Below are 25,765 nucleotides of genomic sequence, written 5' to 3'. Positions count from 1 at the left end.
AGGAATAATGTCATTGAGATATTTTAAGGTTTTATTTTTGTTGAGCAATTCCTGCTGGCGTTCCTCAAAGTCCCAGAATCCTTTTTGTCCCATAGTCCTGATGAGAAGTGAGTAATTTATACTGTCTATGATCTCATCTTTTCGTGTCTATCGACTATCTCTTTAAGAATCAAAATACTAATGATCAAATATTGGGCTATTAGCAAATATTTCAGGAATCTAGATTTCGACATGAGTCTCATTGTGAGACAGTGCCTTCAGTATTTTTCGAGGTGCCCTACAGGTATCAGCCTCGTTAAGTCCCGACATTAGCGCAACCAAAGCTTGAGGAAGATGAAAAGCACGGCTTACTCTAGTTTGCCCTCTCCGCTCTGAGAACGACACAACTTCATTAGCCAGGGTGAATCCGTTGTCAGGCCATAGTTATGGCGAAGGGTCGCTCATATTAATAACTTGGCTTGTGGGGTGAACCGTGCTGGGTCTATTGGGCAACAACTCGCTCGGTTCCCCGTGATAGGTGACAAATACCCCCTGCTTGGCCCGAGTGGCCGATACATGCAGCAGACACCGCTCTGCTTTGAGGATGGCCTTGTGAGCCTCCGGAGCCGCCGCTGTTGCTACGGTGTTGCCTCTAACAGAATTTGGGGTAGAAAGGCGGCTAAAGGTAAAAGAATTTTACGTAACGTCGTCCTGCCCCTCCCTATCGGTTACATCTAGGACACTTCTGCCGCGATGCCCCCTCGCGTTTTGCCCATGCGCCCCCCGTTGAACTTGAATTTGAAATGGAAATGGCTCTTGCTGCTGGCGGCTCTGGCTATGCCCCCTGCAACCCTGGCCTCCTACGCAGCAGGGCTACCCTCGGCCCAGGCCCAAGCCCAGGAAATTGCAGATGCAGCGCAACAGGCCGAAGCGGATCGGTTGTATGAGCAGGGGTTTCAGCAACACCAATCAGGCCAGTTTGATGAGGCGTTGCAGTCGCTTCAGGCGGCTCTAGAGATTTACCAAGCGCTTGGAGATCGCCTAGGGCAAGCGGAAACCCTGCGCGGCATCGGCTATGCATATCGATACGTCTGGAGACTCGATCCGCAATACACGACCGAGACTCGAGACCAGGCGTTTGACTTGGCGTTGCAGGCGTGGCAAATGGCCCTAGATCTGCATCGTGCCTTGGGAGATCGGCAGGGAGAAGTCGATATTCTGGGCGATTTTGGGAAGTTTGAGACTGAACGAGGCAATGCTCAGCGGGCCTTAGACTGGTATCAACAGCGGCTGACCGTGGTGCGTGGCCTAGGGGATCGCCAGGAGGAAGGGCGTACCCTGAGCTACCTAGGCCAAGTCTCTCTCGCCTTAGGAGATACGGCCCAATCCATGGATTTTCTTCAACAAAGCCTAGCCATGGCCCGTGAGCTTGGGGATCGGCAAGGGGAAGGTTTGGCCCTGGCGAATTTCGGCGATATTCACTTTCGTGAAAATTATGAAAATTATTTGCCCGGTAACCCCGACTTTTCCCAAGCGATTGACTTTTACCAACAGAGCCTAGCCATTGCTCGAGAAATTGGTGATCGTGACCTTGAAGAAAGAAACTTGACCAATTTAAACAATCTCCTGATTGAAGAACAAAAACCTGGTTTCTTGGGTGAAGTGGGCTCAGTGGATGCCGCCGATATGGCCGAAGAGATTACGTCCGGTATGGCGCTATACGCGGCATCCCTCAACGATGCTCGGCAGGGACTTGCAGTGGCCCAAGAGCTTGGGGATCGCCGCCGAGAAGGAGAGGCGCTCATCCGGCTAGGGAATACACACCTCCACCTTGGACAACCTCAGGAGGCCATTGGCATTTTTCAGCAAAGCCTAGTCATTGCCCGCGAGATCGGGAATCGCCAGGCAGAAGGGTACGCCCTAGGCGGATTAGGAAGCGCCTATTACAACCTGGGACAACATTCTCAGGCGATGGATTTTCTTCAGCAAAGTCTGGCCATTGCCCGTGAGGTTAACGATGCTCCGTTGGAAGCCCGTAGCCTCATCCATCGTGGGGCTATCTATCGCAACACAGGCCAATACCCCCAAGCCCTAGAGGCCTTGGGGCAGGGCTTAGCCATTGCCAGTCAACTACCCCACTGGGCTACGCTCACGGAGATCCCCATGGCCTTGCTGAACCTGGGTTCCGTCCATGAAGCATTGGGAGATGGGGACTCCGCCCTATACGGTTATCATCAGAGCCTAGCCGTCGCCCAAGAAAGCGGCTTGCGTGAAATTGAGGCCAATGCCCTCAGCACTCTAGGCCGCTTTTATCAAGCCAAGGCCCAAAACGAGCTAGCGGTGGTCTTCTTTAAAAAAGCGGTCAATGTCTACGAAGATATCCGCACCGGTAATCGCGCTTTCAACCTCGATCAAGCCTTACAAGACTCCTACACCGAAAAGGTGGCCGAGACCTACCGCACCCTAGCCGACCTGCTGCTCGACCAAGGCCGTATCCTCGAAGCTCAGCAGGTGTTGGAACTGTTGAAGGCCGAAGAACTGCGGCAATTTACCCGCGCCAGTTATGCGGGCGGCACCCTCACCTACGACCCCGCCGAGCAACCCATCGTGGCATCCCACGGGAGCCTAATTGCTCTGGGTGTGGCCATTGCCGCCTGCGACCCCAACTGTGACCAAACCCTCTACGACCAGCAAATCGCCCTAGAGCGGCAGTTTGACCAAACCGTAGCCAGCTTTGAGCAAACCGTGCGCCAGGGCCGCGCCAACGATAATGTTTTCTACGACCCTGCCAGCCTCTCCAGCGATGCGTTGGACTTGGTCAATGCCCAGCCCGGTACGGTGTTGATCTACCCCGTGGTGCTAGAGGATCGCCTGTGGTTGTTGTGGACGGCCACCGGGGGCGTGGCAGGCAGTGTGGAGGTACCCGTTTCCCAGGCGGAACTGAGTCGGGCGGCGGTGCGGTTTCGGGAACTGCTGGAACACCAGGATGCCCAGGCCTACAGCGAGTTTAAGGCGGTTTCCCAACAGCTCTATGGTTGGCTGATTGCCCCCATGGAGGCCGAGCTGGAGAAAAACAACATTCGCCACTTGATCTTTGCCCAAGACCGCACCACCCGCTACCTGCCCATGGCGGCGCTCCACGACGGTAGCCAGTATTTGCTAGAGCGCTACACCCTGTCCACCGTCCTATCCGCCGCCCTCACCGATACCCAAGGCCGCCTAGGCGATGCCACCTCGGCCCAGGCCCTAGGGTTGGGATTAACCCAGGCCATCCCCGGCTTTAGCCCCCTGCCCAACGTGGGGCAAGAACTGCGGGCCACCATTCGCGCCGCCGACAATGCCGACCAGGGCATCTTTCCCGGCCAAATTTTCTTGGATGACGCCTTCACCTTCGAGGCGCTGAGCCAAAACGTGCGGCGGGCCAACATTCTGCACATCGCCACCCACGCCGAATTTGTGCCCAGCACCCAGGGCGAATCCTACATCCTATCGGGCACCGGGGAGCGCCTTGCCCTGGCCGACATTGGTGCCCTCGATACCCAGTTCCGCAACCTGCATTTGGTGGTACTGTCGGCCTGCCAAACCGCCCTCGGTGGAGCCGCCCTAGACGGCACGGAAATTGCCGGGGTAAGTTCCTACTTCCTTGGCCCCAACAAAGCCAAAACCGTCATGGCCACCCTCTGGAAGGTAGACGACGCCGGAACCAGCCTCCTCATGCAGCGCTTCTATGCCCTCCTAGCCACGGGCGACTTGACCAAAGCCGAAGCCCTGCGTCAGGCCCAACTCAGTCTGCTAAAGGGAGAAGCCGACCTGGATGACCGCATGGCCACCCTGGGGGTAAGTCGCGGCTTTGAACTGGCCGCACCGGAAGCGGCCTCCGCTGGCTTGGCCCACCCCTACTACTGGGCACCGTTCATTTTGATTGGAAATCCGCTCTAGGCTCAAATACTCAGGCAAGATGCCACCGTTGCCCCGGAAAGTCAGTCAGGATAGTCGCCTAGAAAAAACGGAATTGTAAATTTTTCCTGAAAAGTTCGCTTGCGTTTTTGAGGAAAATCGATTATGTAGTGGGCAGGATTGGCCGCTTATCCGGATTTTTCTCAGTAATTTTCCTTATGCATCTCCGCGCAACGCTTTTTCTATCTCTACCTTTGCCGTTTTTGGTCTTCTCAGCAGACATCGCCTCTGCCCTAGGAACGTCAGAGAATGGAAGCGAAGGGCGACCCAGCCACCAAACCACTATCAGCCCTATGCAGACGTTGGCCCATGGTGCTGGGCCAGCCCCAGTCGAGTCAGGGTTTCCGTTCGGCGTTGTCGATGCTCATTCCTCCCCCATCCTGGCCTCAGGGTCGCAGGCCGATGCGGATCGCCTCAGGCAGCAGGGCTACGAAGCTTATACAGCGGGTGAGTTTGATAGCGCCATAGACTACTATCAACAAGCCCTGGCCATCAATCAACAACGGGATTGGAATAATGAGGAGGAGACCCTAAAGAGCTTGATGGGTCTACGGAATGCTTTTATACGGCAAGGTCAGTACGATCAAGCTATCAACAGCTATCAACTGACCTTGGAGTGGATCCAGGGTAGAAGTATTCGGCGTACCCACGACCGTACTCCCTTTGGCCATCGCCTTGAAATGATTGTTTTGCGAGACCTCAGCCAACTGTATGCGGCGTCAGAGCAATACCCGCAGGCCATTGAAACGTATCAACAGATCCTTGCCATTGCCCGTAACCTTAGACCCGATCCCAGCCTCTCTGGATTTCGTGCCTATTGGGAAGTGACCGCTCTACTTGGGCTGGGGGACAGTTACGCCATCGCCGGTGACTATGAGGCGGCCCTCGACACCTACAACCAATTGATTGAACGATTAACCATTAATTGGAGAACCGCCTGGAGGCCGGAGTACCTCCTTCCCGAGGGAAGTGCTGGATGGGTCGCCTCAAAAAGAATTTTGGGCCGTTTAGGCATGGCCAATGTCTACGCCTTGCAAGGAAATTACCCGCAAGCACGAGAAGCCCTCAACCTTGGCAACAATTGGTTCATGAATTCGCTGGCGCTCCTGGGCAACGAACCCGGAGGGCTAGCTGAGGTCGCGCAGCGTTCTGGCGATGTTTACCTCAATCTAGGCGACTATCAACAGGCCATTGAGTCCTATGAAGAGGCGCTACGGATCGTTGATAACTTTGCAGAGAGTACAGAATGGCTAAATAGTATAGAAGCCCATGGGCGTGACCAGGATAGCATTGAGCGCGATGGCGAGTTTATGTCTGTCGTGGCGCAGAGAGCTTACCTACAAAATAACGAGCGTCTGATTACCGCCGCTAGTCTGGCGGGGCTTAGCAATACCTACCGCAGCCTAGGCCAAATGGATGAGGCGGATCGCTACCAACAGGAAGCCACGGCCCTTTATGCAGAGCTAGACATCATCTTCCCCCTGCGTAGTGCCCTAGCTAGAACACGGGCTATGGGCGGTCGGGCTAGGGAGGTGAGGGCGTTTGTGAGCCAGGGAGATGAGGCCATCGCACGGGGAGATCAGGCCCAGGCATTGAGCGACTACCAAGCCGGATTACAAATGGCCAGCGAAATTGGTCTACGACGGGAGGAAAGCCTCGCTCTGTTGGGATTGGGCGATGCCCACCAAGGCTTAAACGATCCCGAATCAGCCCTGGATGCCTACCAGCAGGGGTTAGCCATTGCCCGCGAGATTGGGGGGCGAGAGGTGGAGGCCCGCGCCCTGAATAGCCTGGGCTGGCTATATTTGAACCAGGAAGCCATCGACGAGGCCGAGACTTACCTTGGCGAAGCCGTGACGGCATTCGACAGTCTGCGTGGCACAGTGCAGGCCGATGCCAGCAAGGTCAGCCTATTTGACCGCCAGGTGGGGGCCTACCGGGGGCTAGAGCAGGTCTACATTCTGCAAAATCGGCCCGAAGCCGCCCTAGAAGCCTCCGAACGGGGTCGCGCCCGCGCCTTCATCGACATGCTGGCCCAAAATCTATCCCAGCAACAGCAAGAGCCCTTCACCGCCACACCCCCCGACCTTGCCGCCATTCAAGCCATTGCCCGCACCGAACGCAGTGTGCTGGTGCAGTATTCTCTGGTGGAGACTGGCCCGGATGGCCCCAGTATCTACATTTGGGTGGTGCAGCCCAGCGGCCAGATGGATTTTCGCAAGATGTCCCTCACCGCTGCCACGGCCAATGTGGCGGAATTGGTCAGCACCAGTCGGGACTCTCTGGGGGTACGCAGCCGGGGCTTTGAATTGGCCATGGCAGCACCCACCACCGTCGATCACAGCGCCCAATTGCGCCAACTGCACCAACTGTTGATTGACCCCATTGCCGACCTGCTGCCCACCAACCCTAGGGATCGGGTGGTGTTTATTCCCCAGGGGCCGCTGTTTTTGGTGCCCTTTGCCGCCCTACAAAACGAGGAGGGGCAATACCTAATCGAACGCCATACGATTCTGAATGCCCCGTCCATTCAAGCCCTAGCCCTCAGCCGCCAGCAACGTGCCCCTCGCCGGATTGGCAGCACCTATACCCCCCAACGGCTGCTCCTGGTCGGCAACCCCACCATGCCGACGGTGGGAAATTCCGCAACGCCCCTGACTCCGCTACCGGGGTCGGAACAGGAGGTGTTGGCCATTGCCAATGTCTACCGGGCGGAACCCCTAATTGGCGACCAAGCCACCGAAGCCGCCGTCAAACAACGTGTGGGCGAGGCCATGGTGGTGCATCTGGCCACCCATGGGTTACTGGAATATGGCGGCGGCGGGACGCAGGACATCCCTGGGGCCATTGCCCTTGCGCCAGGGGATGGCGAAGATGGCCTACTCACCTCTGCCGAAATTTTGGAAACCATTAAACTGAATGCCGAACTGGTGGTGCTCAGCGCCTGCGACACCGGGCGGGGCGACATTACCGGAGATGGAGTCATCGGCCTATCGCGATCCCTGATGGCGGCGGGGGCACCCACGGTGATTGTGTCGCTTTGGGCGGTGCCCGATGCCCCTACGGCCCAACTGATGACGGCCTTCTATCGCCACCTGCTGCTAGAGGAAACCCGCGACCAAGCCCTGCGTCAGGCCATGCTAGAGACCCTGCAAACCCACCCCGACCCCCTCAACTGGGCTGCCTTTACCTTCATGGGCCTAGGGGAATAGATGTTGTAACCACACCATGGGTCTACTAAAGGAAGAGAACTTGTCTCAGGTAGTACTACATTGTCCACACTGTTTAGGCCGTAGGCACGTTTCATGACTCATTTCAACCGCCGCCATTTTTTGCAGGGTACCCTAGGTGCCATGGGGGCCATTGGCCTCAGCCAGATCCATCTAGAGCGCTATAGCCAGGGCTATGGCCGCGCCCTGGCCCAGAATACCCGTCGCAAGGTGGCGCTATTGGTGGGCATCAACGCCTACCCCGCCCGCGACCGCCTCTACGGCCCCGTCACCGATGTCGAGCTTCAGCGGCAGTTGTTGATCCACCGCTTTGGCTTTAACCCCGTCGATATCCATGTGCTCACCGATGCCCAGGCCACCCGCGCCAATATCCTAGGGGCCTACAACGAGTATCTGCTCAACAGCGTTGGCCCCAACGATGTAGTGGTGCTGCACTTCTCTGGCCATGGGGTGAGGGTAAACGAAGATATCGTGATGCGTGCCCTGCTGGACGAAGCCGACCAGGATTGCATCGATGCCAGTTGCCTCAACACCGCCCTGGTGCCCGTGGACAGCGATGGCGGCGGCGGCGAGGTGCAGGGCATTCTGGGCCACACGCTGTTGCTAATGCGGGCGGCCCTCCCCACCGAGAACGTCACCCTAGTGCTGGACTGCTGCTATGCCGGGGGCGGCAAACGGGGCAACGTGATTATGCGCTCCCAGGTCACCGATTTGGAGGCTCGCACGGGCACCGCCCCACCCATCACCCAGGCCGAGGGCGAGTTTCAGCAAACCCTGCTGAGTCGCCTAGGCTGGGGGCCACAGCAGTTGATCGAACAAATCGAGTCGCGCCAGGGGGGGGGCTTTGTGGCGGCATCGGCCAGGGCCAACCAGCAATCCGCCGACTACCCCTTCGAGGGCTTCACCGCCGGAGCCTTCACCTGCCTACTCACCCAGCACCTTTGGCACGAAGCCCAGCCCCTATCGGCCACCATTGCAGCGGTGGCCCGCAGCACCACCAGCCTCACGAAACACAGCCAAATCCCAGAGTACGATCCCCAGGGTGTCACCCGATCCACCCAAGATCCCATTTACCATGGGGCTCCCGTTGCCCCCGCTGCCGAAGCCGTCATCCTCAATGCCGGGGCGAGATCTGGCGACCGGGTGAACCTGTGGCTGGGAGGGGTGAACCCCGGCAGTTTAGAAGCCTTTGACCAAGGGGCCGAATTCACCCAGATCGACGCCCAGGGCAACCCCGTCGCCACCGTGCGCCTCATCAGTCGGGATGGATTGCGGGCCACCGGGGAAGTGATCCCCGCAAATCCTGCCCAGAACACCACCCGAGGCGCGGCCCCCGCCACCCCTCTGTTGCAAGAGCAGGTGCGGGGTATTCCGGCTAATATCACCCTGCGCCTGGGCCTAGACGACACCCTCACCGCCGCCGAACAGGCCAGCGCCCCGGCCCAAGTCAGCGATCTGCGCTTTGTCGAATGGGTGGCCGTGGCACCGGGCCAAGCCCCCAAGCCGCCCCACGTTCTCCTGGGCCGCTACACCGCCGAGATTGATCAGCGCATGGTGCAAAGCGGGGTGGCCCGTCGCCCAGTGGTGGGTAGTGTGGGCCTGTTTTCGGCCACCCAGGAACCGCTGATGGTGGAGTCCTTTGGTGCCCCTGGGGAAAGTTTGGCCGATGCCCTCCGCCTTCGCCTGAAGCCCCAGTTGACCTCCCTGCTGGTGGGGCGCATGTTGGCCCTGATGGTGAACCAAACCGCCTCCCAAATTAACGTCAGCCTCGCAGTGGAATACCAGGGATCGCGCAGCAGCACCACCACCCGAGGCGGTGACGACAGCGCCATCATCATCCCCCGGCTCACCGCCCAGGGCATCCAGACCATCACGGTAGACCAGGAGCTCACCATCACCGTTACCAACCACGAAGCCATCCCCCTATACCTGGGGCTGCTGGCCATCAACGCCGCTGGGGAGGTAGGTGTGCTGCTTCCCCGTGCCAGCGACAATGCTAACCAAGATCGTATTGATCCCGGAGCATCTAAGTCCGAAAGGCTGCGAGCCAGAGCCCCCCTCGGCATTGCCCAACTGCTGGTGATCGCCAGCCCCACCTCCCTCCAGAGCACCTTGAACGCCTTGCGCCGCGTGGCCTCTACCCTGCGCAGCGCCGACGAATCGGCCCAGGCCCCGGATATCATGCAGGATATGTTCAGCACCCTCGACAGTCGCCGCAGCGGTAACGATAGCCCCCCACCCTCCGGGCCACGCCGCCTGGAGGCCAATGCCGTCGCCGCCCTCTCCCTACTGTTTGAAATTGTTGCCCCTGGCTAATCCTCTTCCAGAGGATGGCGCTCTAAAAAACCATTCCGATTTTCTCTGATCCTACATCCGGTTCGTTTGAGCTTGCTTCACGATGCTGTCGATGTCCTAAAGGGTGCCTACAGCATCGCCCTTGCCGAAGAGCGGGAGGACTACGCCAAGGCATCCTTCCCTGACCATTGATCCTTCAGTGTGGCCTGGGCCGATCTGCTAACCTGTTTCTTCTTCTGGCAATCGTGCCTGAGCTTCAAGTTCAACCTTTTGGGTGAGTTCCTGTTCAATGGCGGCCAGGAGTTCGGCCTGCCCCCAATTCTGATACAGCGTGGCGGCAATGGCGCAGGCTCCGGCCCCCACCCCTTCTTTGACAAAGCCCTGTTCGTAGGCACGTAGGGCGGCGAATCGGGAGTTGGTCAAGGATAAATCCGTCGCCAGCAGACAGGCATCCATAGCCTGAGCCAAGCCCACGGTATCCCCGGTGGGATCTGTGGCGACCCAGCGGGTGGTGCCAACGACGATATTTTCGGGATGCCAGGGCAAGTGATCAACCTGGGCCAAGGCCGCCATCAGGGCATAGACCGCCAGCATTTGGGTGCCTCCGGCCAACATCACGGGCTGGGTGCGGCTAGCCGCGAGGGCCATCCCCGCCACAACGGGCTGCATGGGATCGCCTAGTGCCGCGACGACCTCTAGCGGGTGAGGTGATGTTCCATCCCAGTGCTGACGGGCTTGGGCCAGTCCTTGTCGGACAATCTCCCGTTTTTGATCGTGGTTACAGATGGGGTGGCTGCTGTTGACTCGATCCATGGCGTCGAGGCCAAGTCCTTGGAGCAGGGCGAGGGCGGTGGTGGTGCCGCCAACGACGCATTCCGCCAGCAGTAGATAGTCCGTAGTGGCGTCAGCCGCCAGGGTTTCGCCCCAGTGCAGCCCCGATTGGAACAGGTGTTTGACGGTCGCCAGGGGCAGAGCTTGGCCTGTGGTGAGGCATTGGGCAGGCTGTCCTTGTAGATCGACATAGGCCACGGTGGGGGCTTGGGACAGTCCAGCGTTAAACACGGTGAGGGGAATATCCTGCCCCGCAATCACCGCCCGCGAAATCAGAGCTGGAGACGCGCCTGCCTGGAGGGGTGGGAGGGGAAAAGTGGGCTGCGGTTGGGGGCCGTTCACCATCCATTCGGCATCGGCAAGGGCGGTGGTGCGGCGATCCGTCGGGGTGGCCCCAGCGGCGGAAATGCCGGGAATCAGCCCTGTTTCGGTGAAGCCCAGCACCAGGGCCAGGGCCGGACGTTGCCCCTGCACCCGCTGAAGCCACGGGGTTGCCCGCTGGGGGTCGCTGTGGACGGTAATCATCGGTGTTGCCTACTGCGTCGATACGATGTGAAAAATCTCCTCTGTTCATAAAGATCCCAGGGTTCTCCCGTGGCTGGACGGAGCGCATTGGAATCTACGAACCCTGGGATCTGGAGGTTAATCGGCCAGGAGGTCTTGTACCCAGGCGGGTGGTTCGGGGATTTTGGCTCCCAGACGTTCTAACAACAGCCAAGCCGCCAGGTGAACGGTGAACAGATACACCACATTGCTGAGCAACACCATCACCAGGGCGAGGATTTGGATGGCTTCCACGTTGGCTTGCCCTAAGACACCGATGTCTAGGATGCCGAAATTCACCAGCTTCTCTAACCCCCAGTTCAGCATTTGGGTGACTTGGGTGGTGAGGTAGACCCAGAGGTCTTCGCCAATCAGCACCGACATCAGCCACAGGCGAAAGAAAAAGCCCAGGCTACCCAGAAATGTCCCCGCTGCAATGGAGATATACCAATTGGCTCCCCGCACCCAGGTAAAGCCCAACTGCACCCCCATGATGGCGTAGGGCATCAAAAACAACAGACTCCGGGGTGGCCCCATCAGCACCGACAGCAGCAGCCCCGACACCAGGGCCGACATCCAGGCTGCCCTCGGCCCCCAGCGCAGATAGACCAAGGCCATGGGCAACGGGAACAAAATCCGCAGAATGGGGCCGGGGGGAAAGTAGGTGTTTACCAGCCAAATCAGGGCGGCGGTGCTGGCCAAAAAGGCGGTTTCTACCATCACCAGGGGGCCAGCCTTGCGGCGATGGTCGGTGGGGGGTCGCCAGGATCCGGTGTCGCTGGCGGCGGCACGGTAGTCCAGGTAGGTGTCGAGATCGTCGAAATTGGCCTCAGACTCTGACGAAGATCCTGCGGATGAGGCGGAGGGTGGGCCGTTGGGGTCAGCGGAATGGGGCACGGAAGAACTCATGGATACCTAGACGAGCAGCTTTTCCAGGGCGTTGATATCTGGAATGACCATGAGGTCTTTATCCCGAACGATCAGCCCTTTCTTTTCTAGCTTACTGAGGACGCGGGTTACCGTCTCGCGGGCAAGGCCACTGAGGCTGCTGAGTTCGCGGTGGGGCAGGTTGGGAATTTCGAGGCCGCCCTGGCCACTTTTGCCCTGGCCATCGGCTAGAAACAAAATGATATCCGCCACCCGCGAGGTGCTGTCCGACTCCCGCAGCCGCAGCCGTCGGTTCACCTGGCGCAGCCGTCGGGCCATGAGCTGGGAGAGCCGAATTCCAGCCAGGGGTTGGGTGTTCAGCAGATGCACAAAATCGCTGGCGGGCACACTGCCAATCACCGTAGGAACGAGGGTAATCACGTCAGTGGATCGGGGCACCTCATCAAGGGGGGCCATTTCCCCAAACAGTTCCCCCCGGCCCAGAATGTTGAGGGTGACCTCTTTGCCGTCTAGGTTGTAGGTGCGAATTTTTACCCAGCCGTCGAGAATGAAGTAGACCGAGCTGCCCCAGTCATTTTCGAGCAAAATCACCTGATTGGCGGGATGGCTACGCGATACCACATGGCTAGTGGCCTGAATCACTGCGTCTTCGGGCAAATCTTTGAATATCAGCGCCGAACGAACGAGCTGGAGATCAATCTGAGGATCCCGATGACCGTGGCGAGCATCCATTGACTACTCCAACGCTAAAAAATTGTCTAGTCTGGTAACAAAAATCGCTAGCCGAGGCTTCACTATCGCTATGCTACAGCCAGAGCTCGATGGGATGGTATCACCAGAGGATGGTCTAACGAGGATGAACGCCGACCGAGGCATGGGTCAAGCTGGGATGGTGTGTCATGGTTACCCCTTAGCCTTGCTCCAACTTGCTTCAAACCGGGGAACTCAGTATACCATTTCACGCCCTAGCGGGCCTGGGGGTTAGGAAGACATCGAACTTAATGTATCGGGCGGAAAGGTGATTTTTCAGACCGTCTGGCATACACTTTGGCAATACTTGGGGAAGTAAGGGATTAGGGACGTGACTGTGCAGCGGCAACAATTAGAAGCCTTAATTGCTGAGATTGACGCAACCTTGGGGGAGGCTGCACCAAAGCTGCCCTGGGTGATGTCGAGCGCCACCCAGCAGCAACGCCAGCTTTTAGCGAAGGCGAGGGCTTGCCTAGCCCAAATGCAGGCCGATCCTCAGGGTATGGATAGCTTGCCCGCTGGGGCCGCTGGTCTGCCTGGGGATGCCACCAGTCAGGCGGCGAGCCAAGTGCTGAATGCCTTGCTCCAGGAAATGCAGTACCTACGGGGGCAAACCCTACAGATTTTAACCCCACTGCAAAACGAAGTATCGGCCCTGCGCCAACAGCGCGAAACCCTGTTGTTGGAGGTGCAACAGCTTCAGCAGCAGCGCCTAGAAGCCGCCCAGGGGAACCCCCTCCTCTCCCCAGGGCTGTGGGAGAGAACCTTGGCGGATCTGACCCAACACCTCGATGCCCATCTGGCGGGGCAGGTAGAACAGGCGGTGCGTCGCCTAGAAACCTCGGTATCCAACAACTATCTGCTCAGCCAATCGGCCCCCGATGATCCGTCCATCGCCGAGGGGTTGGGGGAACTCTCCCCGGCCCAGCGCTTGGCCTATCTCCAGCAAATTCAGGCCCAAACCGACGACTTAATCCGCAACCTAGACCTATCCCTGCGGGCGGTGTTCGATGCCCTGCAACAGAGCGTTTACAGCTACCAAGATTCCCTCAACCAGGGGCTCAACAAAATGCACACCCTGGGGCAGCAGGGCGAAATGATGTTCAGCGCCTTGGTGAACCATGTGGCCCAGCGCATGAACCAGGAAGCCCTAGCCTATCTAGAGTCGCCGGGACGCACGGCCCCCCCCGAACTGCCCGTGGCCGAAGTCGTGACGCCGCCCCCATCGCCAGAGGTCTTGGCCAGCGAAGAAGAGGAATTCGACCTAGAGGGGCTCGATCTCGACATTGACTTTGACGACGATGAAGTCACGCTGCTACAAATTGACGAGGAAATTTCGCAGTTGCGCCTCGATGGGGATGAGGCCGCGCCGACACCTAGCCTAGAGGCCGAGGACGAGCCCACTCGTTTCCTGGAGCCGCTGCAAATTCTGGGCCAGCTTAACCTAGCCGATTCCGATCCCAGCGCGTCGGTGTCGGTTCCGGTGGCCCCAGAAGCCGAAGTCGATGCCGTACCAGAGGACGCTGAAGACGAAACCGAGGACGCCGAGGAGATTGATGATCTCTACCAAACCCTGTTTGGCGATAGTGCGCTTCGCCCGCCCCAGGGGCAACCGAGGACGACTGGCCCCCTAGATCGGCCAGAGGCTCCGCTCGGGTTTATCCCACCCCCACCCGACAGCCAGGACTGGGGATCCCTAGCCGATGATGGCCCCCAAGACCTGGGGGAGGCTGAGGCTGTCGAGGTTGCCCCCCCCGCCGATGGCCTAACCCAACTGGTGGAGGGCACCCTGGCAGAGTCTATCCCCAGCCCAGCTCCCGCCGTCGCCACCATTGCCTCCCTCGATGAACTCTTGCCCGATGGATCAGGGGCCTCCACCGAACTGGATGCCCTGGATATTCTGCTGAACCCCAGCCAGCAAATTCAGGCTCCAGAGGACGAAGACCTCCTCACCGCCGCCGAGTCTATCCAGGCCGATAGCTACGCCTTACCCCTCAATAGCGAGGTCATCAGCACCCTCTCCGAGGACTTAGAAACCTTGGAGTCCACAATGCTTCCAGTTCCGGTAGACGCCCCAAGGGAGGGGTTGCCAGAGGCTCTCAATGCCCCCGTGGAGGACGAGGTGGACTGGTCTACACGGGTGGATCAGTGGGCGCAGCAGGTGGCCATGGAGGATACCCCCGTAGACGATTTGCCCACCGACGCCGAGGATTTATTTGGCGATATCGCCGCTGATGTTCAGGATGTCGCTGATGTCCAGGGCTTCGAGGCGGTGGATGGGTTTGGAGATGTCTCTCCAGCGGAGCCGTTAGAACCGCCCGTAGGTCGCTCCGGCCTGATCACCGGGGAGCTGTTTAGCGGCTTTGCGACGGAATTTCCCCCCCCCACGCCCCCAGAGCCCTCCTTCCCGGTCGATGCCTCCACCAGCCCAGAGTTAACGGCGGCGGATGTGTTTGGCGACTTTGGCGACGACCTGGGCGGCGACCTGGGCGGCGACCTGGGTGACGACCTGAATCAGAATCTTGGTCGTGATCCGATTCAAGACCTGAGCAAGACCTTGGGCAATGACCTGTTTGGCGATTTAGCCCCCAGGCTCCTGCCCGATCCCCCCAGTGTTCCGGCTCGCCCGCCCATCGATCCGGGCCTAAGTACGGCGGATAGCCTATCGATGATTCTGTCGGACTTAGACCTGACCTTGGGGCCAACGGAGCCAGACCCCCCAGATGCGGGCTTGACCCTGGATGCCCTAGGCGAGTTCGCGACGGACTCAGCGTCAGACCCCACCGTGGATCCGATGCCCTCCGATGTCGGACTTGACCTGTTTGGTGAGGGGCCACCGACCCCGCCCACCGCTGCTCCTGAGGTATCGGATCCATCCCTCAGCCTAGAAAACTTAATTGGCGATATTCGCCTTGATCCTCGCTTCCCCCTGCCAGAGCCGGAAACGCAGGCCGTAACCGCCGAGGACGTGTTTGGAGATTTCGGTGGCCCGGAGACCGACCAAGATTCCCCCGCCTCCCTGCCCACCCCGCCGATTCAGCCCAGCGTGGAAGTCCCCGATCTGTCGTTCAGCTTAGAGGGGGATAGCTTGGATAGCCTGGGTTGGGGGGAATCATCCGCACCCCAGGAGCCTGCGCCAACGGCCCCAACCATAGCTGGGCCAACGCTAGAGGACTTTGGCACGTCTGGGCCAACCCTGGGGGACTTTGGGGTTACCGAGCCAACCCTGGAGAAGTTTGCCATATCTGGGCCAACGGTGGAGGACTTTGGCACGTCTGGGCCAACCTTGGAGGACTTCGGGACTACCGAACCGACTTTGGATGAGTTCCCTGTGTCTGGGCCAACCTTGGAGGACTTCGGCACGTCTGGGCCAACCTTGGAAGAGTTTGCCGTTTCAGAACCATCCCTAGGCAACGCTGGATCCGCTCGTCCGGGTGACGACTCCCTAGCGGCGTGGGGGGTAGATTTTGGGGGTTCGGATCCAGATCCTAGTCCACCATCCGCCGCTACCGACCCCTTTGATTTCTCGATTACCCTGGATGACCTGGATTTGAGCCTAGGCGATACGGGAGCGCTGGAACCGGAACCTGCCGCCGCCGAAGTCTCTCCCGATATCTCCCTAACATCCCTAGGTAACGAAATTTCTCCCGATATTTCCCTAGCGTCCCTAGGTAACGAGGGTGCGATGTCCTCTGGGCCGCCAGATATGACGCCAGACATGACGGTGAATGGAGATAGTGACTGGCACCGGGAAATGAGCCTAGACAGCATCTTGGGCTCCCTGGATCAAGACCGGATTGCCAGTTTAACGGGCGATGTGGCGCAGGATCTTGTCGATGAAGTCTTGACGGATCGGGCCACCCCCACGCAGACCGTTCCCCTGGCCTCCCCAACGCCTGGACAACCCGTCTTCCCGCCGATCTCCTCAGGGGGTTCCGCCCTAGACGAGGCTGACTTGGCCAACCTGGAAGCCCTGCTGGCGGAACCCCTGCCCCCCGCCGAGCCTCCACCACCGCCCCCCGTTCGGCGTGACCCAGAATCCCTGTGGTTTTTAGGGCTAGATTTGGGCACCACGGGACTATCGGCGGTGCTGCTAGAACGATACAGCGGCCAGGTACACCCGCTCTATTGGGTGGATAATGGCATTTCTGGGGCCACCGCCGATAAGTTTTTCCGCTTGCCAACCTTGGGGTTGGTGCGGGTGGCGGCTAGCGGCGATTACCAAGTGCAGTCCGTTGGATCATCGGCTCTCACCGTCACCTGGAGCGAGGGTGACCCCGACGATAGTACGGTAACGCTCAAAAATCTGAAGCCGTTTTTGCGCCTTGGCATTCCCTTCGGTTGTGGGGCCACCTCCCAGCCACAAATCCAGTGGTCGGAGGCTACCCGACTCCCCCTAAAGGCGTTTCAAGACAGTTTGCAGGGGCTCTTGGCCACCCTACCCCAGGCTCTCCAGCGCGAGGCGTCCTTTACCTTAGGGGCTGTGGGGCTGAAGGCCGAGGCCATTGCCCAAGCCCTAGGGCAGTTAGCCGGAGTGGTGGTGAGCTACCCCGCCAACTGGCCCGACACCTACACCTTTAACCTCAGAGAAGCGGTGCTAGGGGCAGGGCTGGTGGCTAGTGCCGATGATGTGTACTTCATTGAGGATGCCATTGCGGCGGTGTTGTCGGGCCTGCCCGATCCCGCCACCCCCGTGCCCCAGGGCCAAAGCCAGCCCATCCAACAGCAAACCCTCTACGCCTGTCAGTGGACAGGGGGCACCGTGGTGATTTCCGCCGGATCCACCGTCACCGAAGTGGGCCTCGTCAATATCCCAGAACCCTTGGCTAACCTGAGTTACGAAGATTTTGCTCTCCATTCCCTCGCCTATGCTGGGGATGCCATTGACCTCGATATCGTCTGCCAACTGCTGCACCCCGCCGACCGTCGGCAGCCTCGCGCCCGCCCGCCCGCCCGTCAATCCACTGGGGCCAATGGCTGGGGCTGGCAGGCAGAGGTGCCAGAATTGGAGAATGCCCACTGGGCCGACCTACGCCTGGATGACCTAGATCTACCCCGCCCCGCCGAACCCGACCTCGCCCGTCGGCAACGGATCTGGCAGCGGCTAGAATCCTCGGCGTTGGGGCAGAGCGTTTTAGATGCGGCCCGCCACCTCAAAATCATCCTCCAGCACCAGTCCCAATTTGAGCTTGATTTAGCCGATCAACACTGGGTGGTGCGCAGCAAGGATCTAGAAGACCGAATCATCCTGCCCTACATTCAGCGCATCAACGGCCATCTCAATCGCCTGCTGAGCGAAGTGGGCATGGCCAGTCAGGCGGTGCATCAGGTGGTTTGTACGGGCGGCAGTGCATCACTGCCCAAGATGGCCCGCTGGCTACGGCAAAAGTTCCCCAACGCCACCATCGTCCAAGACACCTACCACAGCGACCGTCCCCCCAGTTGCAGCCGTGTTGCCTATGGCCTGGTGAATTTGGCCCGCTATCCCCAGGTGCTCGACCTCAACCGCCACCAGTACAGCGATATGTTTCTGCTGATGGAACTGCTGCGCACCTGTACGGATCAACCCCTGCCCCTCAGCGGTATCCTCCACCTGCTCCAGGAACAGGGGCTCAATGTATCGGTATGTGAAGCCCACCTCATGGCCCTGCTAGAAGGACGTTTGCCCCCCGGCCTTCTCCCTACCGCCACCCCCAGCCCCTTGCTGATTCCTAGCGCAGATCCGGCCCTCAAACGGCTGGGCATGGCTCCCCTGTTTAGCCGCCCTACCCCCCAGGTGTATGTGCCCAATCCCCAGCAAAGCCAAGGGCTGCGGGCCTACATCCAACAACTGCTGGCTGACAAACAACAAACCCTAGTCGATCCGCTCCTGGTCAAACTCACCACCCTCAGCGTGTGAATGATGACGGGTTTGCCCTGGGTTACCCACGTCCCAGGTATTATGAAGGGTCTAGTTTGGTCTACCCTAGAGACTAGATGGTTCCCCCATGTGAAGGAGTGATGGCGTGCCCAGTTCAAAGCGTTTATTAATTGGATCGACCGAGCCCTACAGTGGCAAGTCGGCAGCCATCCTGGGCATTGGCCTCAAACTCCAGGCCATGGGCGTGGATATTGCCTTTGGCAAACCCCTCGGTAGCGCCTTGAACGACAACGCCCTCGATCCCGACCTCGATTTCATCCTAGAAACCCTGAAGTTACCCGCGAATCGCTACTATCCCCCCTTGGCCTCTCTCACCGAAGCGTCGGTGGAGCAGCGCCTCACCCAGGGCACCCTGGCTGACCATAGCCTATCCGCCTACAGCCAAAGTCGGGGGGAAGCCCTCCTGCTGCTAGAAGGCCCCGGTAACCTCACGGAGGGGATCCTGCTCAATCTATCCCTCCCGCGCATGGCCGCTGATCTTGATGCCTCGGTGCTGTTGGTCACCCGCTACGATTCCCCCCTGCTGGTGGATCGGCTGCTGGCGGCTAAGGCCCAACTGGGGCGTCATCTGGTGGGGGTAATCCTCAACGATGTGCCCGATGACAGCCTAGCATCGGCCCAGCACATTACCCAGCCCTTCCTCGAACAGCAAGGCATCCCGGTGCTGGCGCTGTTTCCCCGTTCCCCCATCATGCGGAGCATCACCGTGGGAGAAATTGTGGCCCGACTGCACGCCGAGGTGCTGTGCTGCCCCGACCGCATGGAACTGATGGTAGAAAGCCTCACCATTGGGGCCATGAACGTCAACTCTGCCCTGCGCTACTTCCGCAAGGGGTTGAACATGGCCGTGGTGACCGGGGGAGACCGTACCGACATCCAGTTTGCCGCCCTAGAAACCTCCACGCAGTGCCTCGTGCTGACCGGGCAAATCCCCCCCACTCCCCCCATCCTAGAGCGGGCCACGGATCTCGAAATTCCCATCATGGCGGTGGATTCCGACACCCTCTCCACCGTGGAGCGCATCGACGAGCTGTTTGGCCAAGTACGACTCCATCAGCCCATCAAAGTGCAGTGCGTCCAAGATTTAGTCTCCACCCATCTGGATCTAGATCGCCTGCTCAGCCTGATTGACCTGAAACTGCCCGTCTCAGCGGGCTAGAGGCGACCTTACCCCAGAACCCTGCCCAGGTCTGCCCAGGGAGAACAGGGGTCTGATACAATGAAGCCCGTCTTCTCCTAATCGGTGTAGCCGTTGAGTCAGTCTATCGAAGCATCCAAAGTCGATACCTTCCTCCAGGAACTGGCCGCTATTCAACAGTCCGGTTCTAAGCGAGTGGCCATTCTGGGGTCTCGCCATGTGCCCATCACCCATCAGCAGCTCATCGAGCTGATGACCTATGCCCTCGTGCTGGGGGGAAACCGAGTCATCACCTCCGGCGCGACGGGCACGAATTCGGCGGCCATTCGGGGGGCGATGAAGGCCGATCCCAACCTGTTGACGGTAATTTTGCCCCAAAGCCTAGAGCGCCAGCCTCGCGAATCACGGGATCAACTGGAGGACGTGATGCACCTGGTGGAGAATCCCTCCAACGATGTTCTATCCTTGGCGGAGGCTAGTTCCATCTGCAACCAGGAAATTATCTCCCGTTGCCAGCAGTTGATCTGTTTCGCCTTCCACGACAGCCACACCCTGCTGCGCACCTGCCAGGATGCCGAAGACCAGCGTAAAATCGTGACGCTGTTTTACTTCGATTAGGAAATTGTCATGGCCATGCCCGATTTTCTCCTGCTCAGTATTCCCCTGGCAGCGGTACTTGTGTATCTGCCCTTCTTGGCCGTGGGCTATGCCCGCTTTAAGCTGGGCTACGACAAATCTGCCCCTCGTGCCATGCTGCCCCAGTTGCCCCCCTACGCTCAGCGGGCCACCTGGGCCCACGAAAACGCCTTCGAGTCGATGATTCTCTTTGCTCCGGCGGCATTGATGGCCTACGTCACCCAGATCCAGTCTTCGGTTGCGTTAGGGGCCACGGTGGTCTATTTGGTGGCCCGGTCGCTGTATCCGGTGTTTTATATTGCCGATGTGCCTATGTTGCGTTCGCTGATGTTTGGGTTGGCCAACCTGGGCACCTTCACCCTGTATGTCTTGAGTTGTCGTGCCGCCTTCCTGTAGGCTGGTGGTGATTCACGCGATAGTTAGAACACAACGGCTAGAACGCGGTAGTTAGAAATTGTTGGTATTTGGGAGACCCTCCACGATGGCCTCTACGTTTTCCTTTGATATTGTCAGCGACTTTGACCGCCAAGAACTGGTCAACGCCCTCGACCAAACCCGCCGCGATGTCACCAGTCGCTACGACCTGAAGGACAGCAAAACCACCATCGAACTCAGTAACGACACCATCACCATCGAAACCGCCAGCCAGATGAGCCTGGATTCGGTGAAGGAACTGATGCATCAGAAGGCGGCGAAGCGGGACTTGTCCCTGAAAATTTTTGACTACGGTGTGGTGGAATCCGCTAGCGGCAACCGAGTGCGCCAGCAGATTACCCTCAAGAAGGGCATGAGTCAGGAGATGGCCAAGCAGGTGTCGAAGCTGATCCGCGACAACCTCAAAAAAGTGACCGCTTCCATCCAAGGGGATGCGGTGCGGGTGTCGGGTAAATCCAAAGACGACCTGCAACAGGCCATGCAGTTGGTGAAGCAGGAAGATTGGCCCCTAGCCCTGCAATTCACGAACTACCGCTAACCTCCGGCATTCATCTAAAGCCCCAGCCGAGCGCGGGTTTGTGCCCCCACAATGCCATCGGCCACGAGGCGACGGCTGGCTTGGAACTGTTTTACGGCTCGTTCGGTGCCGGGGCCAAAGATGCCATCATCGGCGACGGTAAACCCAGATCGGGTGAGCCCCTGTTGCAGCAACCGAACATCTGGCCCCGTGGTAAAGGGGTGGGTAAGCCGTAGGGCGCGGGGGCTGGCGGTAGGGGCGGCGGGAGTGGCCGATCCCTGGAGCATGGCCCAAGTGCGCGGCCCCACAACGCCATCAGCAGCTAACCCCCGGTTTGATTGAAACAACTTGACCGCCCGATCCGTGCCGGGGCCAAAGACACCATCCACCACGAGGGCCACCCCCGACCGGGCTAGAGCCTGCTGCAAATCACGCACATCAGACCCCGTGGTGAAGGGGTGCGTTAGCCGCAGGGTGCGGGGTAGGCTAGGGGCGGTTGCTGGGGTCGATGGCAAGGATCGAGGCGGCTGGGGCGGGACAGCGGGCGGCGGCGGAACGGCCACCTGGCGCTGGAGAGCCGTCCAGGTTTGAGACCCTACCACCCCATCGGGTTCTAACCCCTGGGCCGCCTGAAACTGGATGACGGCTCGTTGGGTCGTGGGGCCAAAGACGCCATCGGGCACCAGGTTGGCTCCCCAGCGGACTAGGGCCGCTTGAGCCTGCTGCACATCTGGCCCTTGCAGGTAGGGCGTCGTTAGCCGCAGGGGCCGACTACCGGGAGACACCGGGGGATTGGCTGCCGCCGCACCGCCACTGGTGACGCGGGGCCGATTGGCCAGGTAGGCTTGGGCCTCGCGGCTGAGGGGGGAGTTGGGGTCACGGGTGCGGCCTCCAGAGAGGTAGCGCTGCCCCGCCGCACTGAGGGACACCCCTGGAGTGCCCGATAAAAACACATTGGCCTCCGACAACCGACGCCGCAGCAAGCCTTCCTCCACCCGACTGCCGGGGTTGCGATACAAAATCAAGGCCGCTTCTAGGTTGTGCCACTCTTGGTTGCGGAGTACCCGCGAAATCGTTTCAAAGCCGTTGGCCCCATAGAACTGGGCTCCCAGGTTATAGGCAAAGCTGAGGATGGCCCCCCGCTGATTGTCGTTGAGGCGATCCCAACCGGGGATGCGGGATTGGGGCGGTAGGTAGGATCGAATCACTTGATCCATTAGCAGGTCATCGGCCTCCTGCTGGGTGATGCGGTCTCCCAGTTTGAAGGGACGACCTTGACGGTCGCGGGTGGAACCCCAGCCAATGGTGATGGGTGCGCCCCCCGTTTTAGGGTCGGGATAGGCCTCCAGATGAGACCCCTCAAAGGTTTTGATTAGATCGATCCCCGGCAGCGGCACCCCAGCCATGGCCACAATCTCCCGTTTACCCAGGCACAGACATGGTCAGTGTAGCTTGCTTCCCGATGGACGATGCGCAAATGAAGCGTACCTTCACAGGCCCGCGTGGTTCGGAGTTCAGCCACGGCTACTCCAGGGGAGCAGACCTTGATCCCCAAGGGTGCAAGAGCGCTGTACCTCGGTAATTTAATAAATTCTTCGCAACCGTTGAATCTCGGTTTCTTGGTACAACCTATAGTATGGAAGTAGGGCATCTCCACGGGCTCTCAACCCTGGCGGCCAACGGCATGGTTATCCTTGGTTGCGGTTGTGACAGTCGGATTGACCTCCTCGGTAGCCCGCCCACCTGTGCTAAGGATATCTCCAGGGCGCTCATCTACTCGTTCCTATCAGGTCAAGGGCGGCGGACTCAAGGGTCTTTCGCCTCGGCGGTGTGGTCGCCGTCCTTAGCTGTGTTTGTGGTGTACCCATGTTGCCGCTCAATCGCTTCTCCATTACCGATCTCATCCAGCGCTACAACCAGGGCCATCTGCGGTTTGAGCACCTAGATCTGCATCATCTGTCGTTTAAAGATGTGAAGTTTCCCTTCATTGAACTGGTGGAATGCAATCTACAAGGGGTGAACGGCGCGGGGGCGTTTCTGCCCGGTGCGGTGCTAGATCGCACGAGTCTGCACCGGGCTATCCTGCATCGGGCCAATTTGATCGGAGCCGAACTCATCCGGGTGGATCTATCGGCGGCGAACCTCTACCAAGCCATCCTCTCTGGGGCACAGATGACCGGGGCCAACCTCAGCCATGCCCAATTGGTGGATGCATCCCTCAGCGGTTGCGACCTGCGCGGGGCGAACCTCAAGCGGGCGAATCTACGCGGGGCCAGCCTCAGCCAAGCCAACCTGCAAGGGGCCGACCTACGCAATGCCGACCTAACGGGCACCGACCTCACCGGAGCCAATCTGCTCGGTACCCTCATGCCCAACGCCACCTACATCGACTACGGCTTCGACCTGATCATGGCAGGCACAGACTAGGGATCATGACAGGTACAAACTAGAACCAACCCACCTCGCCTAGGGTTCCACCACCACCGGAGTCCCCACCTGCACCCGCTCAAAGAATTCCGCCACATCGGCATTGCGCATCCGCACACAGCCATGGGACACCGCCTGCCCAATCAACTCCTCCTGGGGGGTGCCGTGGAAACCAATCACATTATTCCCATCGCTCCAAAAGCCCACCCAATGACGACCGAGGGGATTGTCTGGGCCGGGGGGAACCAGTGCCCCGGTGAAGGGATGCCGCCAGGTGGGATCGGCCTGTTTGCGCTGCACCATAAAGTTCCCGGTGGGGGTGGCCCAGCCTTCGCGCCCTACCGCCACCGGATAGGACACCCATAGCTGGTCGCCATCATAGAGATACACGCGACGATCCGACAGCCGCAGCACCACATGGCTGGCATAGATCGGATCGACCCTCGGCGGCAAGTGGTCGGTCGCTTCCCCCAGCGGTGGCAAGGGCGGGGTTGCTGACCGCAATTCCCCTCCTGTGGACAGGGGGGCTGGCACTGGGGATAACAAAGCCCAACTCGGCCCAGCCAAAAGGCTCCAACCTAAACATCCAGCCAGCAAACCCCTCCACCGCCATCCGGCTTTAGAGGGGAAATCGGGGGTGACTGAGCAGGATTGGGCACCGGGTTGTTTTGTCTCAGGCAGATCGATGCGAGATTGTCCCATGCCAGACCGTTCCTAAACACTGTTCCTGGAAATTTTTCCTACCTAAAATTGGTAGCCAACGTCATTGAAGTTAGTGATAAGTGCTAGGTTAGCATGTTCCAAACTGGTGACCAGCCAGGGTACCTCTTTGCACAGGCGGCGTTCGTGCAGATTGAACAGAATCGAAAAGCGCCGCTCTAACCAGGGTTTGGCTTTGGCGCAAAAGAGCACAATCCGCAGCAACAGCCCCATGGTGAGGGTGTGGCCAATGTCCTCGATCAGGTGGCAATAGCGTCGGAAAACGGGCTTTTTGGGGTTATCCACCACCAGAAAATTCAGCACCTGACGGCAGGTTTCCACCAGGATAAAGTCGTTGATGGGTTGGTCATCAAACTGGGGCAGGGTGTCGTAGAGATGCTGGCGCAGATTACGGGTAAAGTGGTTGCCGCTGTATTTGGGTTCAAGGGCCGCAATTGGCCCGATCAAATAATCCACAAACTCATCCTTAAAACGGCCAAAGGATCGGGCGGTTTTGCTATAGGTGGAAAACCAGGAGGCCAAGTCCCTTTGGGCGCGGTGGCCATCAACCTTGCCCGTGTAGTAGCCCATGGCCTGCTGAAAATCGGCGGCGGGCAGCAGGGTTGGGCTAGCCAGCCTCCGATCTTCACCCCGCTGCTTTAGGCCACTGTGGTAACGGGCCAAATTCACCGCCAACTTTAGCTCAGCCTTGTGCCGCAGATCGCCGACGTTTTGCGCCTGCTCCTGGTCGCTATCCTTGGTGAGCAAACTGCCATGATACAGAAAGGGATAGTGGGAAATCCGGTAGCCGAGGGGCTGTTCTTCCACGGCGGCCTGAGTTCCGGATCCCCGCTTTGGCGCGCTCAAAATTTGAGCCAAACGCCCCAGGGCCGCATACTGGTCACTGGTCGCAAAGGACTTCATCAAAGCCTGAACCCGCCGCACATCGGGCGCATTGGCGGGGGCCGAGTTGTGGTCAAACAACCCAATCAGTTCAGGAATCGCCCAGTGATCCCGAGGCTGGGTATACCAGAAATTAATCAGGGTATAGCAACAGCGGTTGAGGACGTACTTAAATTCCCGCTCGGCATTGGGCTCCTTCGCCAGGGCAAACAAGGCCCGCGCCACGGTGGCATCGGGGTAGCTGTCCCCTTGGGTCAGCAATTGACGAAACCGATTCAGCAACTCGTGGGGCGCTTCCTGCCGCCGCCACTGCTGAAAATGCTGATAAATCGTCTCCTCCAAACTAGCGGGAGGGCGATTCGAGTAGTCAGACCAAGAATCAAGGGAATCCCAGGGGCTCATGGCAATCACCGGAGAGGCATCAGTGGTCGCAAAGGGGGTCGCAACGGGTCACAGGGGGGCACACAACACGGGCGTATTGAGGTCTTAGGCAACACTCACCTCATCAGTAAAATCCGCTAGGACGGCTGGGCTAATTTAGAATGAGTGACCAGGATCAGTGACGTATCAATCGAATTTCGGTGAGATGCAGCCCTGTCAAAGGGTTCAACCCCCAA

The 25,765-nt window shown here is 59.2% G+C and carries 15 protein-coding genes; 9 read left to right on the top strand and 6 right to left on the bottom strand.

Annotation, left to right across the window (positions count from 1 at the left end; all coding sequences use genetic code 11):
* Positions 1 to 732 precede the first annotated feature (732 nt).
* The 3 genes from H6G62_RS08170 (at position 733) to H6G62_RS08160 (ending at position 9,482) form a co-directional block, all read left to right on the top strand.
* Positions 733 to 3,918, top strand: a complete 3,186-nt coding sequence (locus H6G62_RS08170; protein WP_190493903.1) for a CHAT domain-containing protein — start codon at positions 733 to 735, stop codon at positions 3,916 to 3,918.
* A 311-nt stretch (positions 3,919 to 4,229) separates the two neighbouring features.
* Entirely contained in the window at positions 4,230 to 7,148 is a 2,919-nt protein-coding gene (locus H6G62_RS08165) for a CHAT domain-containing tetratricopeptide repeat protein (protein ID WP_190493901.1), read from the top strand.
* A 93-nt stretch (positions 7,149 to 7,241) separates the two neighbouring features.
* On the top strand, positions 7,242 to 9,482 hold the full coding sequence (locus H6G62_RS08160; protein WP_190493899.1) for a caspase family protein: 2,241 nt from the start codon (positions 7,242 to 7,244) through the stop codon (positions 9,480 to 9,482).
* A gap of 198 nt (positions 9,483 to 9,680) precedes the next feature.
* On the opposite strand, the gene cobT is transcribed toward H6G62_RS08160, so the two are convergent.
* The 3 genes from cobT to H6G62_RS08145 all read right to left on the bottom strand — a co-directional run bounded on the left by cobT (position 9,681) and on the right by H6G62_RS08145 (position 12,455).
* On the bottom strand, positions 9,681 to 10,817 hold the full coding sequence (gene cobT, locus H6G62_RS08155; protein WP_190493898.1) for a nicotinate mononucleotide-dependent phosphoribosyltransferase CobT: 1,137 nt from the start codon (positions 10,815 to 10,817) through the stop codon (positions 9,681 to 9,683).
* A 117-nt stretch (positions 10,818 to 10,934) separates the two neighbouring features.
* Entirely contained in the window at positions 10,935 to 11,555 is a 621-nt protein-coding gene (locus tag H6G62_RS08150) for a DUF2232 domain-containing protein (protein WP_347239311.1), read from the bottom strand.
* Positions 11,556 to 11,750: 195 nt separating this feature from the next.
* Positions 11,751 to 12,455: a Crp/Fnr family transcriptional regulator gene (locus H6G62_RS08145; RefSeq protein WP_190493894.1), complete on the bottom strand. Its 705-nt coding sequence runs from the start codon at positions 12,453 to 12,455 to the stop codon at positions 11,751 to 11,753.
* A gap of 349 nt (positions 12,456 to 12,804) precedes the next feature.
* Here H6G62_RS08145 and H6G62_RS08140 point away from each other — a divergent pair, with 349 nt between their 5' ends.
* The 5 genes from H6G62_RS08140 (at position 12,805) to H6G62_RS08120 (ending at position 21,140) form a co-directional block, all read left to right on the top strand.
* The gene (locus H6G62_RS08140; protein ID WP_190493892.1) at positions 12,805 to 18,372 is read left to right on the top strand and encodes a hypothetical protein; all 5,568 of its coding nucleotides are present in this window, start codon (positions 12,805 to 12,807) and stop codon (positions 18,370 to 18,372) included.
* Positions 18,373 to 18,478: 106 nt separating this feature from the next.
* On the top strand, positions 18,479 to 19,552 hold the full coding sequence (locus H6G62_RS08135) for a DRTGG domain-containing protein (protein WP_190493890.1): 1,074 nt from the start codon (positions 18,479 to 18,481) through the stop codon (positions 19,550 to 19,552).
* A gap of 93 nt (positions 19,553 to 19,645) precedes the next feature.
* Complete coding sequence (locus tag H6G62_RS08130) at positions 19,646 to 20,149, top strand: DNA recombination-mediator protein A (RefSeq protein WP_190493888.1); 504 nt, start codon at positions 19,646 to 19,648, stop codon at positions 20,147 to 20,149.
* Positions 20,150 to 20,158: 9 nt separating this feature from the next.
* A complete protein-coding gene (locus tag H6G62_RS08125; protein ID WP_199324830.1) occupies positions 20,159 to 20,563 on the top strand; it encodes an MAPEG family protein in 405 nt (134 codons plus the stop codon).
* Positions 20,564 to 20,648: 85 nt separating this feature from the next.
* Positions 20,649 to 21,140, top strand: a complete 492-nt coding sequence (locus H6G62_RS08120) for a YajQ family cyclic di-GMP-binding protein (RefSeq protein ID WP_190493886.1) — start codon at positions 20,649 to 20,651, stop codon at positions 21,138 to 21,140.
* A 14-nt stretch (positions 21,141 to 21,154) separates the two neighbouring features.
* Here the strand turns inward: H6G62_RS08120 and H6G62_RS08115 are convergent, their stop codons facing one another.
* Positions 21,155 to 22,525, bottom strand: a complete 1,371-nt coding sequence (locus H6G62_RS08115; RefSeq protein ID WP_190493884.1) for a peptidoglycan-binding protein — start codon at positions 22,523 to 22,525, stop codon at positions 21,155 to 21,157.
* A 460-nt stretch (positions 22,526 to 22,985) separates the two neighbouring features.
* On the opposite strand from H6G62_RS08115, the gene H6G62_RS08110 reads away from it, so the two are divergent.
* On the top strand, positions 22,986 to 23,546 hold the full coding sequence (locus tag H6G62_RS08110) for a pentapeptide repeat-containing protein (protein WP_190493875.1): 561 nt from the start codon (positions 22,986 to 22,988) through the stop codon (positions 23,544 to 23,546).
* Between the two features lie 39 nt (positions 23,547 to 23,585).
* On the opposite strand, the gene H6G62_RS08105 is transcribed toward H6G62_RS08110, so the two are convergent.
* Both H6G62_RS08105 and H6G62_RS08100 read right to left on the bottom strand, forming a co-directional pair.
* Entirely contained in the window at positions 23,586 to 24,050 is a 465-nt protein-coding gene (locus H6G62_RS08105; RefSeq protein WP_242051883.1) for a L,D-transpeptidase, read from the bottom strand.
* 240 nt (positions 24,051 to 24,290) lie between these two features.
* Positions 24,291 to 25,550 (bottom strand): hypothetical protein, encoded by a 1,260-nt coding sequence (locus H6G62_RS08100; protein WP_199324829.1) that lies wholly within the window; start codon positions 25,548 to 25,550, stop codon positions 24,291 to 24,293.
* Between the last annotated feature and the right edge of the window lie 215 nt (positions 25,551 to 25,765).

Source organism: Phormidium sp. FACHB-1136, from assembly GCF_014697375.1.
Classification (GTDB): Bacteria; Cyanobacteriota; Cyanobacteriia; order Phormidesmidales; family Phormidesmidaceae; genus Nodosilinea.
Note: the sequence above shows the minus strand (reverse complement) of the source record. Positions and strands in the feature narration are given on the sequence as shown.

Coding starts and splice junctions, on each gene's coding strand:
- H6G62_RS08165 (WP_190493901.1), top strand. CDS start 4,230: ATGCAGACGTTGGCCCATGGTGCTGGGCCAGCCCCAGTCGAGTCAGGG.
- H6G62_RS08170 (WP_190493903.1), top strand. CDS start 733: ATGCCCCCTCGCGTTTTGCCCATGCGCCCCCCGTTGAACTTGAATTTG.
- H6G62_RS08160 (WP_190493899.1), top strand. CDS start 7,242: ATGACTCATTTCAACCGCCGCCATTTTTTGCAGGGTACCCTAGGTGCC.
- H6G62_RS08120 (WP_190493886.1), top strand. CDS start 20,649: ATGGCCTCTACGTTTTCCTTTGATATTGTCAGCGACTTTGACCGCCAA.
- H6G62_RS08115 (WP_190493884.1), bottom strand. CDS start 22,525: ATGGCTGGGGTGCCGCTGCCGGGGATCGATCTAATCAAAACCTTTGAG.
- H6G62_RS08145 (WP_190493894.1), bottom strand. CDS start 12,455: ATGGATGCTCGCCACGGTCATCGGGATCCTCAGATTGATCTCCAGCTC.
- cobT (WP_190493898.1), bottom strand. CDS start 10,817: ATGATTACCGTCCACAGCGACCCCCAGCGGGCAACCCCGTGGCTTCAG.
- H6G62_RS08110 (WP_190493875.1), top strand. CDS start 22,986: ATGTTGCCGCTCAATCGCTTCTCCATTACCGATCTCATCCAGCGCTAC.
- H6G62_RS08100 (WP_199324829.1), bottom strand. CDS start 25,550: ATGAGCCCCTGGGATTCCCTTGATTCTTGGTCTGACTACTCGAATCGC.
- H6G62_RS08150 (WP_347239311.1), bottom strand. CDS start 11,555: ATGGTAGAAACCGCCTTTTTGGCCAGCACCGCCGCCCTGATTTGGCTG.
- H6G62_RS08125 (WP_199324830.1), top strand. CDS start 20,159: ATGGCCATGCCCGATTTTCTCCTGCTCAGTATTCCCCTGGCAGCGGTA.